The organism is Citrobacter portucalensis (assembly GCF_023374935.1).
GTDB classification, from domain to species: Bacteria; Pseudomonadota; Gammaproteobacteria; order Enterobacterales; family Enterobacteriaceae; genus Citrobacter; species Citrobacter portucalensis.
Window position 1 is genome coordinate 3,527,400 of sequence record NZ_CP092466.1, and the last position, 17,197, is coordinate 3,544,596.

17 protein-coding genes are annotated in these 17,197 nt (G+C 54.6%); 14 read left to right on the top strand and 3 right to left on the bottom strand.

Translation table 11 applies throughout. The features are described from left to right. Nucleotides 1–83 precede the first annotated feature (83 nt). On the bottom strand, nucleotides 84–290 hold the full coding sequence (locus tag LY264_RS17215; protein ID WP_003022870.1) for a YbfA family protein: 207 nt from the start codon (nucleotides 288–290) through the stop codon (nucleotides 84–86). 308 nt (nucleotides 291–598) lie between these two features. On the opposite strand from LY264_RS17215, the gene kdpF reads away from it, so the two are divergent. From kdpF to kdpE, 6 genes are read left to right on the top strand one after another with little or no spacing between them, the layout of a single operon-like run. Further along, nucleotides 599–688, top strand: a complete 90-nt coding sequence (gene kdpF, locus LY264_RS17220; protein ID WP_001670793.1) for a K(+)-transporting ATPase subunit F — start codon at nucleotides 599–601, stop codon at nucleotides 686–688. After that, a complete protein-coding gene (gene kdpA, locus LY264_RS17225; RefSeq protein WP_048226084.1) occupies nucleotides 688–2,367 on the top strand; it encodes a potassium-transporting ATPase subunit KdpA in 1,680 nt (559 codons plus the stop codon). The genes kdpF and kdpA overlap by 1 nt, the downstream gene beginning before the upstream one ends. A 20-nt stretch (nucleotides 2,368–2,387) precedes the next feature. Further along, nucleotides 2,388–4,436 carry a potassium-transporting ATPase subunit KdpB gene (gene kdpB, locus LY264_RS17230; RefSeq protein ID WP_048214675.1) on the top strand — a complete coding sequence of 683 codons (2,049 nt, stop codon included), beginning with the start codon at nucleotides 2,388–2,390 and terminating at the stop codon, nucleotides 4,434–4,436. An 8-nt stretch (nucleotides 4,437–4,444) separates the two neighbouring features. Continuing rightward, complete coding sequence (gene kdpC / locus LY264_RS17235) at nucleotides 4,445–5,011, top strand: potassium-transporting ATPase subunit KdpC (RefSeq protein WP_048226085.1); 567 nt, start codon at nucleotides 4,445–4,447, stop codon at nucleotides 5,009–5,011. A gap of 10 nt (nucleotides 5,012–5,021) precedes the next feature. Then, on the top strand, nucleotides 5,022–7,706 hold the full coding sequence (gene kdpD / locus LY264_RS17240) for a two-component system sensor histidine kinase KdpD (protein ID WP_032942706.1): 2,685 nt from the start codon (nucleotides 5,022–5,024) through the stop codon (nucleotides 7,704–7,706). After that, entirely contained in the window at nucleotides 7,703–8,380 is a 678-nt protein-coding gene (kdpE, locus tag LY264_RS17245) for a two-component system response regulator KdpE (RefSeq protein WP_048226088.1), read from the top strand. Before kdpD ends, kdpE begins: the two co-directional genes overlap by 4 nt. A 96-nt stretch (nucleotides 8,381–8,476) precedes the next feature. Here kdpE and pgm read toward each other — a convergent pair whose 3' ends face one another. Together pgm and seqA are read right to left on the bottom strand one after the other, a co-directional pair. Further along, nucleotides 8,477–10,117 (bottom strand): phosphoglucomutase (alpha-D-glucose-1,6-bisphosphate-dependent), encoded by a 1,641-nt coding sequence (gene pgm, locus LY264_RS17250; RefSeq protein WP_048226090.1) that lies wholly within the window; start codon nucleotides 10,115–10,117, stop codon nucleotides 8,477–8,479. Nucleotides 10,118–10,141: 24 nt separating this feature from the next. Further along, complete coding sequence (gene seqA / locus LY264_RS17255; RefSeq protein ID WP_048214679.1) at nucleotides 10,142–10,684, bottom strand: replication initiation negative regulator SeqA; 543 nt, start codon at nucleotides 10,682–10,684, stop codon at nucleotides 10,142–10,144. 194 nt (nucleotides 10,685–10,878) lie between these two features. On the opposite strand from seqA, the gene ybfF reads away from it, so the two are divergent. The 8 genes from ybfF (at nucleotide 10,879) to tcuB (ending at nucleotide 17,172) form a co-directional block, all read left to right on the top strand. Beyond that, nucleotides 10,879–11,652, top strand: a complete 774-nt coding sequence (gene ybfF, locus LY264_RS17260) for an esterase (protein ID WP_048226455.1) — start codon at nucleotides 10,879–10,881, stop codon at nucleotides 11,650–11,652. Between the two features lie 128 nt (nucleotides 11,653–11,780). Beyond that, entirely contained in the window at nucleotides 11,781–12,068 is a 288-nt protein-coding gene (ybfE, locus tag LY264_RS17265; protein ID WP_003831362.1) for a LexA regulated protein, read from the top strand. A gap of 155 nt (nucleotides 12,069–12,223) precedes the next feature. Further along, on the top strand, nucleotides 12,224–12,754 hold the full coding sequence (gene fldA / locus LY264_RS17270) for a flavodoxin FldA (protein WP_003022839.1): 531 nt from the start codon (nucleotides 12,224–12,226) through the stop codon (nucleotides 12,752–12,754). Nucleotides 12,755–12,964: 210 nt separating this feature from the next. Next, complete coding sequence (locus LY264_RS17275; RefSeq protein ID WP_100247215.1) at nucleotides 12,965–13,051, top strand: ryhB-regulated fur leader peptide; 87 nt, start codon at nucleotides 12,965–12,967, stop codon at nucleotides 13,049–13,051. Then, nucleotides 13,044–13,490 carry a ferric iron uptake transcriptional regulator gene (gene fur, locus LY264_RS17280; protein WP_003022836.1) on the top strand — a complete coding sequence of 149 codons (447 nt, stop codon included), beginning with the start codon at nucleotides 13,044–13,046 and terminating at the stop codon, nucleotides 13,488–13,490. Before LY264_RS17275 ends, fur begins: the two co-directional genes overlap by 8 nt. A gap of 128 nt (nucleotides 13,491–13,618) precedes the next feature. Next, a complete protein-coding gene (gene tcuR / locus LY264_RS17285) occupies nucleotides 13,619–14,545 on the top strand; it encodes a tricarballylate utilization LysR family transcriptional regulator TcuR (protein ID WP_048226092.1) in 927 nt (308 codons plus the stop codon). 97 nt (nucleotides 14,546–14,642) lie between these two features. Further along, on the top strand, nucleotides 14,643–16,046 hold the full coding sequence (gene tcuA / locus LY264_RS17290; RefSeq protein WP_048226094.1) for an FAD-dependent tricarballylate dehydrogenase TcuA: 1,404 nt from the start codon (nucleotides 14,643–14,645) through the stop codon (nucleotides 16,044–16,046). Beyond that, the gene (gene tcuB, locus LY264_RS17295; RefSeq protein WP_048226096.1) at nucleotides 16,033–17,172 is read left to right on the top strand and encodes a tricarballylate utilization 4Fe-4S protein TcuB; all 1,140 of its coding nucleotides are present in this window, start codon (nucleotides 16,033–16,035) and stop codon (nucleotides 17,170–17,172) included. The genes tcuA and tcuB overlap by 14 nt, the downstream gene beginning before the upstream one ends. Nucleotides 17,173–17,197: the final 25 nt, after the last annotated feature.

Sequence of the window (17,197 nt, forward strand, 5' to 3'; positions counted from 1 at the left end):
CGTTACTCAGATAAGTGTAGACGTCGGCGTATAAAAAAACCGCCACATTGCTGTTGGCGGTTTTCTTGAACAATAACGACAACTTAATAGAAGTCGCAGGTGGCTTTTTCAGCCTGCTCCATCCACACCGGTTTATCACTGGTTTTGGACCAGACGCGGTGCAGATAGCTGTAAAAACGGGCGCGGTCTTTCCAGAACAACATGACCGGCAGCGCCAGCACGCCCGCCACAACGGCAAAGGTACGGCGCAAGAAAACAATGTGTGCTGGATATTCTTTATAAAAGTCCATAATCCTCTCCCATATATCTGTTCGGTGAATCGCACCGGAAAAATAAACTTGGTTAACTGATGAAAATAATACCGCCTTGTGTGTAATTTTGCTACTCATCCGACCACTTATTTTTATCTATTGATGCTCCGTTTAGCTAAAAACCGTAATTAAGTTACATAAAAGTTAAATTAATACTAATCATTAGTTAAATAATGGTCTTTGCCATTTTTATACTTTTTTTACACCCCTCCCACTGATTTTTGCGAAATCTTTGCAAGCAAAAATCTACGCTCTGGTTATCACATTTATGCCACTGGAGGTGCACCGTGAGTGCAGGCGTGATAACCGGCATTGTGCTGGTCTTTTTATTATTAGGTTATCTGGTGTATGCCCTGATTAATGCGGAGGCGTTCTGATGGCGGCCCAAGGATTTTTACTCATTGCCAGTTTCTTGCTGGTACTGTTTATCATCGCCAGACCGCTGGGTTTTGGCTTGGCTCGGCTGATCAATAATACGTCCCTGCCGGGTCTGGCTGGCGTGGAACATCTGCTCTGGCGCGGTCTGGGCATCTCGCAGCAGGAGATGAACTGGCGGCAGTATCTGTTGGCGATCCTCGTGCTCAATGTGCTGGGTTTGCTGGTCCTGTTTTCAATGCTGATGGCGCAAAACCTGCTGCCGCTAAATCCGCAACAGCTACCTGGGCTTTCGTGGGATTTAGCGCTCAACACAGCGGTGAGTTTTGTCACTAATACCAACTGGCAATCCTATGCTGGCGAAACCACCTTAAGCTACTTCAGCCAAATGGTCGGGCTGACCGTGCAGAACTTCCTGTCAGCGGCAACCGGGATTGCGGTGATTTTTGCCCTGGCCCGTGCCTTTACTCGCCAGAGCATGAACACGCTGGGCAATGCCTGGGTCGATCTGGTTCGCATTACATTGTGGATCCTGCTCCCCATTGCATTGCTCATTGCGTTGTTCTTCATTCAGCAAGGTGTGCTGCAAAACGTGTTGCCCTATCAGCCCATGACTACCCTTGAAGGGGTGAAACAGCTGCTGCCGATGGGGCCCGTCGCCTCACAGGAAGCGATTAAGATGCTTGGCACTAACGGGGGCGGTTTCTTTAACGCTAACTCATCACATCCGTTTGAAAACCCTACCGCGTTGACCAATCTGGTACAGATGCTGGCCATTTTCTTAATTCCTACCGCGCTGTGTTTTGCCTTTGGTGATGTGGTTGGCGATCGTCGCCAGGGGCGGACCCTGCTGTGGGCCATGTCGCTGATATTTGTAGTCTGCGTAGCCGTGGTGATGTGGGCCGAAGTTCAAGGCAACCCACACCTGATGGCATTCGGTGCAGACAGTAATATCAACATGGAAGGCAAAGAAAGCCGCTTTGGCGTGCTGGCTACGAGTCTTTTTTCCATCGTGACGACAGCGGCATCTTGCGGCGCTGTCGATGCGATGCATGACTCCTTCACCGCGCTGGGCGGGATGGTGCCGATGTGGCTAATGCAGATTGGCGAAGTGGTCTTCGGTGGTGTCGGTTCGGGCCTGTACGGCATGCTGCTGTTCGTGTTGTTGGCGGTGTTTATCGCGGGCCTGATGATTGGTCGCACGCCGGAATATCTGGGTAAGAAAATAGACGTGCGTGAAATGAAAATGACCGCGCTGGCGATTCTGGTCACCCCTGCGCTGGTCCTGCTCGGTACGGCGATAGCGATGATGAGCGATGCCGGACGCAGCGCCATGCTCAATCCTGGTCCACATGGCTTTAGTGAGGTGTTGTACGCCGTATCGTCTGCCGCGAACAACAACGGCAGCGCCTTCGCCGGATTAAGCGCCAACAGCCCGTACTGGAACTGTCTGCTGGCCCTGTGCATGTTCTTCGGCCGTTTCGGCGTGATCATCCCCGTGATGGCAATTGCCGGATCGCTGGTCAGTAAAAAGATCCAGCCAGCAAGTCCAGGCACGCTGCCTACCCACGGTGCACTGTTTGTCGGGTTGTTAATCGGTACGGTGTTACTGGTTGGCGCCCTCACCTTTGTTCCTGCCCTGGCGCTTGGCCCGGTCGCAGAATACCTGTCATTACACTGAGTGATGCGGAGCACATGACTATGAGTCGCAAGCAACTGGCGCTGTTCGAACCCTCTCTGGTCGCACAGGCGCTGATGGACGCCGTGAAAAAATTAAGCCCACATACCCAGTGGCGCAATCCGGTGATGTTTATCGTCTGGCTGGGCAGTCTGCTGACAACCCTGTTAACGTTGGCAATGGCCACAGGCCATATGCAAGGCAATCCGTGGTTTACCGGCGCGATAAGTCTGTGGCTGTGGGTCACCGTTCTGTTCGCCAACTTTGCCGAAGCGCTGGCGGAAGGACGCAGTAAGGCTCAGGCTAACAGTCTGAAAGGAGTGAAAAAAACCGCTTTTGCTCGCAAACTCCGCGAACCGAAATACGGTGCCGCCATGGATCACGTTCCGGCGGAGGATTTGCGCAAAGGAGATATCGTGTTAGTAGAAGCGGGCGATATTATCCCGTGTGACGGCGAGGTCATCGAAGGTGGCGCATCGGTAGATGAAAGCGCCATTACCGGTGAATCCGCGCCGGTCATTCGTGAATCCGGTGGTGATTTCGCCTCCGTCACCGGCGGGACCCGCATCCTCTCCGACTGGCTGGTGATCGAATGTAGCGTGAACCCTGGTGAAACGTTCCTCGACCGGATGATCGCCATGGTTGAAGGCGCGCAGCGGCGTAAAACGCCGAATGAAATCGCCCTGACGATCCTGTTGATAGCCCTGACCATCGTTTTTCTGCTGGCGACCGCTACGCTGTGGCCATTTTCCGCCTGGGGTGGTAGCGCGGTTAGCGTCACGGTACTGGTTGCCCTGCTGGTGTGTCTGATCCCCACCACCATCGGCGGGCTACTCTCCGCAATTGGCGTCGCCGGGATGAGCCGCATGCTGGGCGCGAACGTCATCGCCACCAGCGGACGTGCAGTAGAAGCTGCAGGTGACGTGGACGTACTGCTGCTGGACAAAACCGGCACCATTACGCTGGGTAACCGCCAGGCTTCAGATTTCCTGCCCGCCCAGGGCGTAGACGAAAAAACGCTGGCCGACGCCGCGCAGCTTTCATCTCTGGCCGATGAAACCCCTGAAGGCCGCAGTATCGTGATTCTGGCAAAACAGCGCTTTAATCTGCGTATTCGCGACGTGCAATCGCTACACGCCACCTTTGTACCGTTTACCGCCCAAAGTCGGATGAGCGGGATCAACATCGACAACCGCATGATCCGCAAAGGGTCGGTCGATGCTATTCGTCGTCACGTCGAAGCCAACGGCGGCCACTTCCCTGCCGACGTGGAGCAGAAGGTCGAAAACGTCGCACGCCTAGGCGCTACACCGCTGGTGGTTGCCGAAGGCTCCCACGTACTGGGCGTGATTGCCCTGAAAGATATCGTAAAAGGCGGAATCAAAGAACGTTTTGCCCAACTACGCAAAATGGGCATCAAAACGGTGATGATCACCGGCGATAACCGTTTAACCGCCGCCGCGATTGCGGCAGAAGCCGGGGTAGATGACTTCTTAGCTGAAGCCACGCCGGAAGCCAAGCTGGCGCTGATTCGTCAGTATCAGGCGGAAGGTCGTCTGGTGGCGATGACCGGCGACGGAACCAATGACGCCCCGGCGCTGGCGCAAGCCGACGTGGCGGTCGCCATGAACTCCGGGACCCAGGCGGCGAAGGAAGCGGGCAACATGGTGGATCTCGACTCTAACCCCACCAAGCTGATTGAAGTGGTGCACATTGGTAAACAGATGCTGATGACGCGTGGTTCGCTGACCACCTTCAGTATCGCCAACGACGTGGCGAAGTATTTCGCCATTATCCCGGCCGCGTTTGCCGCCACCTACCCGCAGCTCAATGCGCTTAACGTGATGGGTCTGCATTCGCCGGACTCGGCGATCCTCAGCGCGGTTATCTTTAATGCGCTGGTTATCGTTTTTCTGATCCCGCTGGCGCTTAAAGGCGTGAGCTACAAACCGTTATCCGCATCCGCAATGCTGCGCCGTAATTTGTGGATCTATGGTCTGGGTGGTCTGGTTGTGCCGTTTATCGGTATCAAAGCAATTGATTTACTGCTGACCCTGCTGGGTCTGGTGTGAGGTTTCAGATGAGTGGATTACGTCCTGCATTATCAACATTGATTTTCCTGATGCTTATCACCGGCGGGGCTTACCCGTTGTTGACCACCGCGTTGGGGCAGTGGTGGTTTCCCCACCAGGCTAACGGCTCGCTTCTGCGTGAAGGTCAGGTCGTTCGCGGCTCTGCGCTCATTGGGCAACATTTTACCGCGGCCGGTTATTTTCAGGGACGCCCGTCTGCTACAGCAGAAATGCCCTATAATCCAATGGCTTCAGGCGGCAGCAATCTGGCAGCCAGCAACCCGGAACTGGATAAACAGCTGCAAAGCCGGATAGCCGCGCTGCGTGCCGCCAACCCGCAGGCAAATCCTGCCGTTCCGGTAGAGCTGGTAACGGCTTCTGCCAGCGGGCTGGACAACAACCTGACACCCGCCGCGGTGGCCTGGCAAATCCCCCGCGTGGCGCAGGCTCGCAACCTCAGCGTTGAAGAAGTCACGCGCCTGGTTGCACAATACACGCAAAAGCCGTTGGTCAGTTTTATCGGCCAGCCGGTGGTGAACCTGGTAGAACTTAATTTAGCGCTGGATAAGCACTGAGAAAAAGGACATGCATAACGAACCCTTACGCCCCGATCCCGATCGCCTGCTGGAGCAGACCGCTGCCCCGCACCGCGGAAAACTGAAAATTTTCTTCGGCGCGTGTGCAGGCGTCGGTAAAACCTGGGCCATGCTGGCAGAGGCCCAGCGGCTGCGGGCGCAGGGGTTAGATGTGCTGATTGGCGTGGTGGAAACCCACGGACGCAAAGAGACCGCCGCGCTGCTGGACGGTCTCAGCATCCTGCCGCTAAAGCGACAGGCGCGCCATGGTCGTCATATCAGCGAGTTCGATCTCGACGCGGCGCTGGCCCGCCGTCCGGCGCTCATTTTGATGGATGAACTGGCGCACAGTAATGCGCCTGGCTCACGCCACCCTAAGCGTTGGCAAGATATTGAAGAACTGCTCGAAGCCGGTATTGACGTTTTTACTACCGTCAACGTGCAGCATCTGGAAAGCCTCAATGATGTGGTCAGCGGCGTCACAGGCATTCAGGTTCGCGAAACCGTCCCCGATCCTTTTTTCGATGCCGCCGACGATGTGGTGCTGGTCGATCTTCCCCCCGACGATTTGCGCCAACGCCTGAACGAAGGCAAGGTCTATATCGCCGGTCAGGCGGAAAGAGCCATCGAGCATTTCTTTCGCAAAGGGAACTTGATCGCGCTACGTGAGCTGGCCCTGCGCCGCACGGCCGATCGGGTTGACGATCAGATGCGTGCCTGGCGAGGGCGTCCGGGGGAAGAAAAAGTCTGGCATACCCGTGACGCCATTTTACTGTGCATTGGACACAATACCGGCAGCGAAAAGCTGGTGCGTGCTGCCGCGCGTCTGGCAGCGCGCCTCGGCAGCGTCTGGCATGCAGTGTATGTCGAAACGCCAGCGCTGCACCGACTGCCCGAAAAACAGCGCCGGGCAATCCTAAGCGCTCTGCGGTTAGCCCAGGAGCTGGGTGCAGAAACCGCCACCCTTTCCGATCCCGCTGAAGACAAGGCGGTAATCCGCTACGCCCGTGAGCATAATCTGGGAAAAATTGTCCTAGGACGTCCGACTACGCGACGCTGGTGGCGCAGTGATTCTTTTGCTGACAAACTGGCCCATCGCGCACCGGATCTCGACCTGATGATTGTTGCGCTCGATGAGCCACCTTCGCGCCCTGTGCTACAAACTGCAGATAACCGCACCTTTAAGGATAAATGGCGGGTACAAATTCAGGGTTGTGTGGTTGCCGTCGCGCTGTGCGCCATCATTACGTTGATTGCCATGCAGTGGTTGATGGCCTTTGACGCCGCCAACCTGGTGATGATCTATTTATTGGGCGTGGTGGTTATCGCCCTCTTTTACGGACGCTGGCCGTCGGTGCTGGCAACTTTTATTAACGTCGCCAGCTTCGATCTCTTCTTTATTGCTCCGCGTGGCACGCTGGCCGTTTCCGACGTCCAGTACCTGCTCACCTTCGCCGTGATGCTAACGGTAGGGCTGGTAATCGGTAATCTGACCGCCGGAGTGCGTTATCAGGCGCGGGTGGCCCGTTATCGTGAACAACGTACGCGCCATTTGTATGAGATGTCGAAAGCGCTGGCCGTCGGACGGAGTCAGCAAGATATCGCAGCCACCAGCGAACAGTTTATTGCCTCAACGTTCCAGGCCCGCAGCCAGGTTTTACTGCCCGGTGAGAACGGTAAGCTGGCCCCTCTCACCCATCAACAGGGCATGACGCCGTGGGATGATGCCATTGCCCAATGGAGCTTTGATAAAGGGCAACCGGCAGGCGCGGGTACTGACACTTTGCCAGGTGTGCCGTATCAAATTTTACCGTTAAAAAGTGCCGACAAAACGCATGGGCTGCTGGTTGTGGAACCGGGAAATTTACGCCAGCTGATGATCCCCGAACAGCAACGCCTGCTGGAAACTTTCACTTTACTGGTCGCCAGTGCGCTGGAGCGTCTGACGCTGACTGCCAGCGAAGAGCAAGCCCGGTTTGCCAGCGAGCGTGAAAGCATTCGCAACGCGCTGCTCGCCGCCCTTTCCCACGATTTACGTACACCGCTAACGGTGCTGTTCGGTCAGGCAGAGATCTTAACGCTGGATCTGGCCAGCGAAGGATCGCCGCATGCGCGCCAGGCCAGCGAGATTCGCCAGCACGTCCTGAATACCACCCGACTGGTTAATAACCTGCTGGATATGGCGCGAATTCAGTCTGGCGGCTTTAATCTTAAGAAGGAGTGGTTAACACTGGAAGAGGTGGTCGGCAGCGCCCTGCAGATGCTGGAGCCAGGACTCTCTGCTCCTATTAATTTGTCGCTACCAGCACCGTTAACGCTGATCCACGTCGATGGCCCACTCTTTGAACGGGTGCTGATTAATCTGCTGGAAAACGCCGTTAAATACGCAGGTCCAGCGGCGCAAATCGGTATTGATGCCAGCGTCGATGGCGAACACCTGCAACTGGACGTCTGGGATAATGGCCCCGGCATTCCATCGGGTATGGAGCAGCGAGTTTTTGACAAGTTTTCCCGGGGAAACAAAGAGTCATCGGTACCGGGCGTTGGGCTGGGGCTGGCAATCTGTCAGGCCATTGTGGACGTGCACGGCGGTACGATTTCCGTCCACAATCGCGCACAGGGGGGAGCATGTTTCCGTGTTACACTGCCCCAGGAAATCCCCCCTGAACTTGAAGATTTTCATGAGGATATGTGACGAACGTACTGATTGTTGAAGATGAGCAGGCTATCCGTCGCTTTCTGCGCACCGCGCTGGAAGCCGATGGTCTGCGTGTATATGAAGCGGAAACGCTGCAACGTGGTCTGCTGGAAGCCGCCACGCGAAAACCCGATCTCATCATTCTCGATCTCGGTCTGCCGGACGGTGACGGCATTGATTTTATTCGTGACCTGCGACAATGGAGCGCGATACCGGTAATTGTGCTCTCAGCCCGCAGCGAAGAAAGCGATAAAATCGCTGCCCTGGATGCCGGTGCCGATGACTATCTCAGTAAACCCTTTGGTATTGGCGAGCTACAGGCGCGATTACGCGTGGCATTGCGCCGCCACGCCAGCGGCGCGTCTCCCGAGCCGGTGGTGCATTTTTCCAACGTAAAAGTAGATATCGCCGCCCGGCTCGTACATCGTGGTGATGAAGAGATTCATCTGACGCCGATTGAGTTTCGCCTGTTAGCGGTACTGCTGAATAATGCCGGAAAGGTACTAACGCAACGCCAGCTGTTAAATCAGGTTTGGGGACCGAATGCCGTCGAACACAGTCACTATCTGCGAATTTACATGGGACACCTGCGCCAGAAGCTGGAACAGGACCCGGCGCGTCCGCGTCATTTTCTGACCGAAACCGGGATTGGTTATCGGTTTATGCCGTGAATCTAAGCCGAATAAAAAAAGCCGGATCAGCGCAAAGCTATCCGGCTTTTTAATTCATGCCGGATAGCGACGCTAGCGTCTTATCCGGCCTACGGTTTACGCGTTCTTCAGCACTTCGCTGACGATCTCAACCGCTTCTTTTTCGATCTGCTTGCGGTGTTCTTCACCGAGGAAGCTCTCGCAGTAGATTTTATAAGCGTCTTCGGTGCCGGACGGACGAGCGGCAAACCAGCCGTTGTCAGTCATCACTTTCAGACCGCCGATAGAAGCACCGTTGCCCGGTGCCGCCGTCAGACGAGCGGTGATCGGGTCGCCCGCCAGCGTGCTGGCACTCACCATTTCCGGAGACAGCTTAGACAGCGCCGCTTTCTGTGCGGAGGTCGCACTTGCCTGCAGGCGGTTGTAGCTCGGCGCACCAAAGCGGGCAGCCAGTGCATTGTAGTGCTCCTGCGGATTCTTACCGGTCACTGCGGTAATTTCTGCCGCCAACAGGCACATGATGATGCCGTCTTTGTCGGTCGACCACGGTGTACCGTCGAAACGCAGGAAAGATGCCCCCGCGCTCTCTTCACCACCAAAGCCAAAGCTGCCGTCGAACAGACCGTCAACAAACCATTTAAAGCCAACCGGCACTTCGACCAGTTTACGCCCCAAATCATTCACCACGCGGTCAATCATTGCCGAGGACACCAGCGTCTTACCAACGGCAACATCTTTGCCCCACTGCGGACGATGCTGGAACAGGTAGTTGATCGCCACCGCCAGATAGTGGTTCGGATTCATCAGCCCTGCCGGGGTGACGATACCGTGACGGTCGTAGTCTGGGTCGTTGGCAAAGGCCAGATCGAACTTGTCGCGCAGCGCCAGCAGGCCCGCCATCGCGCACTCGGAGGAGCAGTCCATGCGGATTGCGCCATCTTTGTCGAGATGCATGAAACGGAAAGTCTGATCAACGTGATCGTTAACGATAGTCAGGTTCAGGTTGTAGTGCTTAGCAATACGCTTCCAGTATTCGATACCGGAACCGCCCAGCGGATCGACACCCAGTGTCAGACCCGCTTTTTGGATCGCTGCCATGTCGACGATGTCAGCCAGTCCTTCAACAAACGGCTGAACCAGATCCTGCTCTGTTACATGACCAGATGCCAGCGCAGCATCCAGCGACATGCGCTTCACGCCTTGCAGACCGTCAGCCAGCAGCGCGTTGGCTCTGTCTTCCACCACTTTGGTGACGTTGGTATCTGCCGGACCACCGTTTGGCGGGTTATATTTAATGCCGCCATCTTCCGGCGGGTTGTGGGACGGCGTGATCACAATGCCGTCAGCCAGCGGGCCGCCTTTTTTGTTGTGGACCAGGATAGCATTCGACACAGCAGGGGTTGGCGTAAAGCCGTTATTTTCCTGCACGATGACGTCAACGCCGTTCGCCGCCAGCACTTCCAGTACAGAGATAAAAGCCGGTTCAGACAGCGCGTGGGTATCCTTGCCCACATAGCACGGGCCAGTAATCCCGTTTTTCGCACGTTCTTCAGCAATCGCCTGAGCGATAGCCAGAATATGCGGCTCGTTAAAACTATGACGACCTGCACTGCCACGATGTCCGGACGTACCGAACTTAACGGCGTGCTCAGCGTTCCCTGCTGTTGGTTTCAGTACATAGTACTGTGCCGTCAGTTGGGCGACGTTAATCAAATCACTCTGTTGCGCAGGTTGACCTGCACGGTTGTGGATTGCCATTGCCTGGTCCTTCTAATGCAAGGATTAAATTGTTCCGCAAACCTTTTCAATCAATTCCGCAGGGAATTGCATTGACTGCATGATGTGTTCAACCATGCTGCATTTACGGCCGGTATTGGTGTTGGTGATCACCCAGTACGGCGTGCCTGGCACGTGTTTCGGTTTGGTTTGATTACCATTTTTCAGCAGCGTCTGTTCATCCGCTGCAAAATAAACGCGCGTACGGCCATGCAACGATTCCGTTGCTTCGGCGAACGCGTTTTGATCCAGTGAATAGAGTGTAGACAGCACCAGCATAAAGCGATTTACTGCTTTCTTCTGTTCCGCGTATTCGTCGGACAGCAGCAGTTCACGCATCGCGCGCACTTTATCTTTTACGGGGTTAACCGGCTTAGCTTCCACGACAGGTTGCACAGCGCGGACTTCTTTGACTACCGGAGTGACAGGCTGTGATGCGGCGGAAAATTTCAACATACGCCGTAAAATGTCGGATGCGCTCTCGCCAATATGCTTGGTGTGGCTGGCAATATAGCTATAGAGTTCATCATCAACTTCAATCGTTTTCATCTTAATCCAGTGCAGTGTTTAGCTGAATACAAGTTGTCGGGGTAAACACACGTAGTGTAAAGGCAAATCCCAACAGCGGATAGCGTCAAGCCTGGTGGCCAGCAAAACTCAGAGTAACCGTAGTTGTTGCAGCCATGTGGCAGAATGGTCAACATGATACCCTAACCCGTGAGTGTGAAAAAAAGAACTTTGCCATGAAATTGAATATCCGAGCGCAATCTGCGCAAAACCTGCACAATAATTCTCCCATCGTCCTGGTTCACGGCCTGTTTGGCAGTCTGGATAACCTGGGGATCCTGGCGCGCGATCTGGTGGTCGATCACGATATCATCCAGGTCGATATGCGAAATCATGGCCTCTCCCCTCGTTCCACTGAGATGAATTATCCGGCCATGGCGCAAGATTTGCTGGATACGTTGGACGCTCAGCAAATAGAAAAGGCGACCTTTATTGGTCACTCGATGGGGGGAAAAGCCGTCATGGCGTTAACCGCACTGGCTCCTGATCGTATCGATCGACTGGTGGCCATTGATATTGCTCCGGTCGACTATCATGTTCGCCGTCACGATGCGATCTTTACCGCTATTAATGCCGTAACCGATGCCCAGGCCACTTCGCGTCAGCAGGCGGCCAGCGTCATGCGTCAACATCTGCATGAGGAAGGCGTAATCCAGTTTCTGCTGAAATCTTTCGTCGACGGCGAATGGCGTTTTAACGTTCCCGTGCTGTGGGATCAGTATCCTCATATCGTCGGTTGGGAAACCATTCCTGCGTGGGAGCACCCGGCGCTGTTTATCCCTGGCGGCAACTCACCGTATGTTACCGAAGCGTATCGCGAACAACTGCTGGCGCAATTCCCACAGGCTCGGGCGCATGTTATTGCAGGAGCCGGTCATTGGGTGCATGCGGAAAAACCGGAGGCGGTGCTGCGCGCCATCCGTCGTTATCTGAACGAACAGGCTAACTGATTAAAAACTCAGCGTCTGCGCGCGATTACGCGCGTGGGCGTTGGCGTGTCACCCCTGCTGATGTATTATGGCGCGCTATCCATCCGGGCAGACGCCTGGCTGATTGTTTCCCCGAAGTCACCAAGATCATGGCCAAAGAACAAACGGACCGTACGACATTAGATCTGTTCGCGCAGGAGCGTCGCCCGGGACGACCCAAAACTAATCCGCTCTCGCGTGATGAACAGTTACGTATTAATAAACGTAATCAGCTTAAGCGTGACAAAGTTCGCGGGCTTAAGCGTGTCGAACTGAAACTGAACGCTGATGCCGTTGACGCTCTGAACGAGCTGGCCGAGGCGCGCAACATGAGTCGCAGTGAACTCATCGAAGAGATGCTGATGACCCAACTCAGCACATTGCGCGGTCAGGCATAGTCTGAATTTCTGCTCTAAATCATAAATCGTGTAGCACAGAGTGCAGTCCTGCGTGTTTGCTGTTTCCGCATGCCTGACTGTTCTGCTATGATTGCCCTTATCCGTGGGCAATGCGCCACCACCATTTCAATAAGTTTCAAGAGGTTATTTAACTCATGGCAATCACTGGCATCTTTTTCGGCAGCGACACCGGTAATACCGAAAACATCGCAAAAATGATTCAAAAACAGCTTGGTAAAGACGTTGCCGATGTTCATGACATTGCAAAAAGCAGCAAAGAAGACCTCGAAGGTTATGACATTCTGCTGCTCGGCATCCCAACCTGGTACTACGGTGAAGCGCAGTGTGACTGGGACGACTTCTTCCCTACCCTCGAAGACATTGATTTTAATGGCAAACTGGTTGCATTGTTCGGCTGCGGCGACCAGGAAGATTACGCAGAATATTTCTGCGATGCGTTAGGGACCATTCGCGACATCATCGAACCGCGCGGCGCAACCATCGTTGGTCACTGGCCGACGGCGGGTTATCACTTTGAAGCGTCTAAAGGCCTGGCTGACGACGACCACTTTGTCGGTCTGGCTATCGATGAAGATCGCCAGCCAGAACTGACAGCAGAACGCGTAGAAAAATGGGTTAAGCAGATCTCTGAAGAGCTGCACCTCGACGAAATCATTAATGCCTGATTTCGTGCGGCGTAGATTTCCATCTGCGCCGCATCAATAGATAAAACCAATCAAAATAATTGCTACAAATTTGTAACTTTTTCGTCTGACCCTGTACAATGGCTGGATGCCAATCGGGTGTTGCACAGTGTGTTTGTCGGCGATACCACGTTTTGATTAACAATATATGCCAGAGACTTGCAGTTTTCATTTAGCCATGGCAGTTCTATAATGATACGCATTATCTCAAGTGCAATTTCTGTCACTTCTGTTAATGAAGTGAATCGTTTAGCTACAGGACAGATTCCGCATGACTGACAACAATACCGCATTAAAGAAGGCTGGCCTGAAAGTAACGCTTCCTCGTTTAAAAATTCTGGAAGTTCTTCAGGAACCGGATAACCATCACGTCAGTGCGGAAGATTTATACAAACGCCTGATCGATATGGGTGAAGAAATTGGTCTGGCGACCGTGTATCGTGTGCTGAACCAGTTTGATGATGCCGGTATCGTGACCCGCCATAATTTTGAAGGTGGTAAATCCGTCTTCGAACTGACTCAACAGCATCATCACGATCACCTCATCTGTCTCGACTGCGGCAAAGTAGTCGAGTTCAGCGATGATTCCATCGAAGCGCGCCAGCGTGAGATTGCGGCTAAACATGGTATTCGTTTAACCAACCATAGTCTCTATCTCTACGGCCACTGCGCTGAAGGCGATTGCCGCGAAGATGAGCATGCCCACGACGGCAAATAATGTAATGCTTTTTGAAAAGCCAACCTTCCGGTTGGCTTTTTTTATGGGCATTACCTGCCCTTTTCCCCTTCCCTCCGCTCCTGTGTTGCTTTAATGTAAAAATCAATTGCCCCTTCCGGAGAGTCGAAATGGAACTTCGCCAGCTACGCTATTTTGTGCGCATTGTAGAAACCGGCAGCATGGGTAGCGCGGCACTCGATCTCAATATCGGGGTTTCGGCACTCAGCCAGCAAATGTCGCGTCTGGAAAGCGAACTCGCTATTCGCCTGCTGCAGCGCACCTCGCGCGGTGTGACACCCACCAGCGCCGGGCTGGCTTTTTACTCCCAGGCGCAGCTGGCGCTTCGTCACGCAGACGACGCGATCCTCGCCGCACGCGAGTCCCGGCTTTCCGGGCACGTCAGCGTCGGCATGGCTCCCAGTACTGCTTCCGTTCTCGGAATGCCGTTTATCAACGCCATGCGGGAAAGCTACAGTGATGTCCGTCTGCATGTGGTGGAAAGCCTCTCTGGCAATCTGGAGCGGATGATTAATACCCGCCAGATTGATCTGGCTGTCGTGTTTCAGAAAGAAAAGATCCTGCGCTGGAGCGCCATACCGATTCTCGAAGAGCGGCTGTTTTTGATTGGGACTCATGCCTTACTGGCTGATATTGCCGATGACAATATTGCTCCAGCCCAGCTGGCAAGTATCCCATTGATAATGCCAAGCCCGGGCCACGGTCTGCGCGGCAGGCTGGAAGCGATTTGTCAGGAACACGCGCTGAACATTGAGATCGCCACGGAAATTGATGGTCTGGCGCTACTCATGCGCGCCGTGCGCAGTGGCATTGGTGCCACTCTCCAGCCCGGCGCGGCAATTTCCCATCTCGATAAAGAGACGCTAAGAGTGATCGGCGTCCACAATCCAATACTTAGCCGCCCCAACTTTCTGGTGAGTCTCTCAGACGATGAACTCACCCCGGCAGGCCTCGCGGCCCGCGTGGTGCTGACGAAAGTGATGCATCAACTGGTGGAAGCAGGAAGCTGGCCTGGCGCCATCCTTTACAATAACTAAAGTACCGTTTAGCACCACGTCATAGCGCCCGCACAAGCCGTGCGTATACATTTTAATTACAAATTTAACAAATGGTTAAATGGTAATGGAGTATACGATGGTTGATGTTCTGGTGATTGGTGGTGGCAATGCCGCGTTATGCGCTGCCTTGTCTGCCCGCGAGCAAGGAGCTTCGGTACTCCTGCTCGAAGCGGCTCCCCGTGAATGGCGCGGAGGAAACTCCCAACACACACGTAATTTACGTTGTATGCATGACGCGCCGCAGGATGTGCTGGTGGAAAGCTATCCTGAAGAAGAATTCTGGCAGGATCTGTGGCGCGTCACGGAAGGGAATACCAACGAAGCGCTGGCGCGTCTGGTGATCCGTACCTCTTCACAATGCCGTGACTGGATGCGTCAGCACGGCGTTAACTTTCAACCTCCTCTCTCCGGCGCTTTGCACGTGGCGCGAACCAACGCCTTTTTTATGGGCGGTGGAAAGGCCCTGGTGAATGCCTATTATCGCAGCGCAGAAAAGCTGGGCGTTCAAATTCGCTATAACACCCCCGTTCAGGCGCTTGAACTGCGTAATGGCGAGTTCGTGGCGGCGTTGGCAGGCGAAGAGCGCATCACCGCTAAGTCCTGCGTGCTTGCCGCTGGCGGATTCGAATCTAACCGGGAGTGGTTGCGCGAAGCCTGGGGGGAAAATGCCCGCGGCGAGTGGCCTGCGGATAACTTTCTGATTCGCGGCACGCGTTTTAATCAGGGCGTACTGCTCAAATTTATGATGGATGCTGGCGCAGACATTATTGGCGATCCCTCCCAGTCACACTGTGTGGCAATTGATGCCAGAGCGCCATTATATGACGGCGGGATTTGCACTCGCGTGGACTGCGTCTCGCTCGGTATTGTGGTGAACCGGGACGCTGAGCGTTTTTATGATGAAGGTGAAGATTTCTGGCCCAAACGCTACGCCATCTGGGGACGTCTGGTCGCTCAACAGCCAGGACAGATTGGCTACTCCATCATCGACAGTAAAGCTATCGGACACTTCATGCCTCCGGTCTTTCCTGGCACGCAGGCCAATACGCTGGCAGAACTGGCCCTTCAGTTAGGACTGGATGCCGAACGCTTTACCCACACCGTGACAGAGTACAACAACGCCTGCCAGCCAGGTCAGTTCGACCATACCGTTCTGGATAACTGCGCCACTAAAGATTTGCTACCCGCGAAAACGCATTGGGCGCGACCGCTGGACCTGCCGCCATACTACGGCTATGCCCTGCGGCCAGGGATCACCTTCACTTATCTTGGGTTAAAAGTGAACGAACGCGCCGCTGTGCATTTTGCCGGGCTTCCAAGCCGTAACCTGTTCGTCGCCGGAGAGATGATGGCGGGCAACGTGCTGGGCAAGGGTTACACCGCAGGCGTGGGGATGTCGATCGGCACCACCTTTGGCCGCATTGCCGGAAAAGAAGCCGCGCTGGCCGCACGTAAGGAGACACGTCATGAAGCAGCTTGAGAAACTGATCATCGATGCACAAATTATCACCGAACCGGAAGCGGAAGTTGAACGTGTAATGCAGGTGTGCAATGCCTGTCGCTATTGTGAAGGCTTTTGCGCCGTGTTCCCGGCCATGACGCAGCGTCTGGAATTCGGTAAAGCGGATATCAATTATCTGGCAAACTTGTGCCATAACTGCGGCGCTTGCCTGCACGCGTGTCAGTATGCCCCACCTCATGAATTTGCCATCAACGTGCCGAAAGCGATGGCGGAAGTCCGGCTCGAAACCTATCAGCATTACGCGCAACCCGCCGCCTTTGGCACGCTTTATCGTCGCGCAGGCGTAACCGTGACGCTGGCGCTGGTTTTCGGTCTGATCCTGTTTTTACTCCTCGCTATAGGTTTGAAAGGTTCATTATTCCATCCTCCACTGGCCGGGGATTTCTATCAAATTTTCCCGCATAACCTGCTGGCCTGGATGTTTGGTTCGGTGTTTATTCTGGCGATCGGTTTGCTGATGGCGGGCGTGATCCGCTTCTGGCGCGAGATCTCTCCGGGTATGCCGCGTTCCGCCGAGATCGCTGAAGCCTCACACGATGCGCTGACGCTGAAATATCTCGATGGTGGCCACGGCAAAGGTTGTAACGAAGCGGATGATGCCTTCACCCTGATGCGCCGCCGTTTCCACCACTTTACCTTCTACGGTTTTATGCTCTGCTTTGCCGCCACCGTGGTGGCAACAGGCTATCACTACTTTGCAGGCATAGAAGCGCCCTACCCGTTCTTCAGCGTTCCGGTCATGCTGGGCACGTTGGGTGGCATTGGCCTGGTTGTCGGCCCGGCTGGCTTGCTATGGCTTAATCTTAAGCGCTCACCGCTACATGGCGACGCACGGCAAAAACCGATGGATCGCGGTTTTATTTTGCTGCTGCTGCTGACCAGTCTGACCGGTCTGGCGCTGCTGGCGGGAAGGGACACTTCATGGATGGCTATTTTACTGGCCATTCATCTCGGTGTGGTCATGGCGCTTTTTCTGACCATTCCTTACGGAAAATTTGCCCACGGATTTTACCGCTGCGCAGCCTTACTCAAGTGGGCGATTGAGAAACGGCGCGGCAAACAGGCGGGGGTCACAGGCGACTAACCCGCAAACTCTTACCTCTATAAAT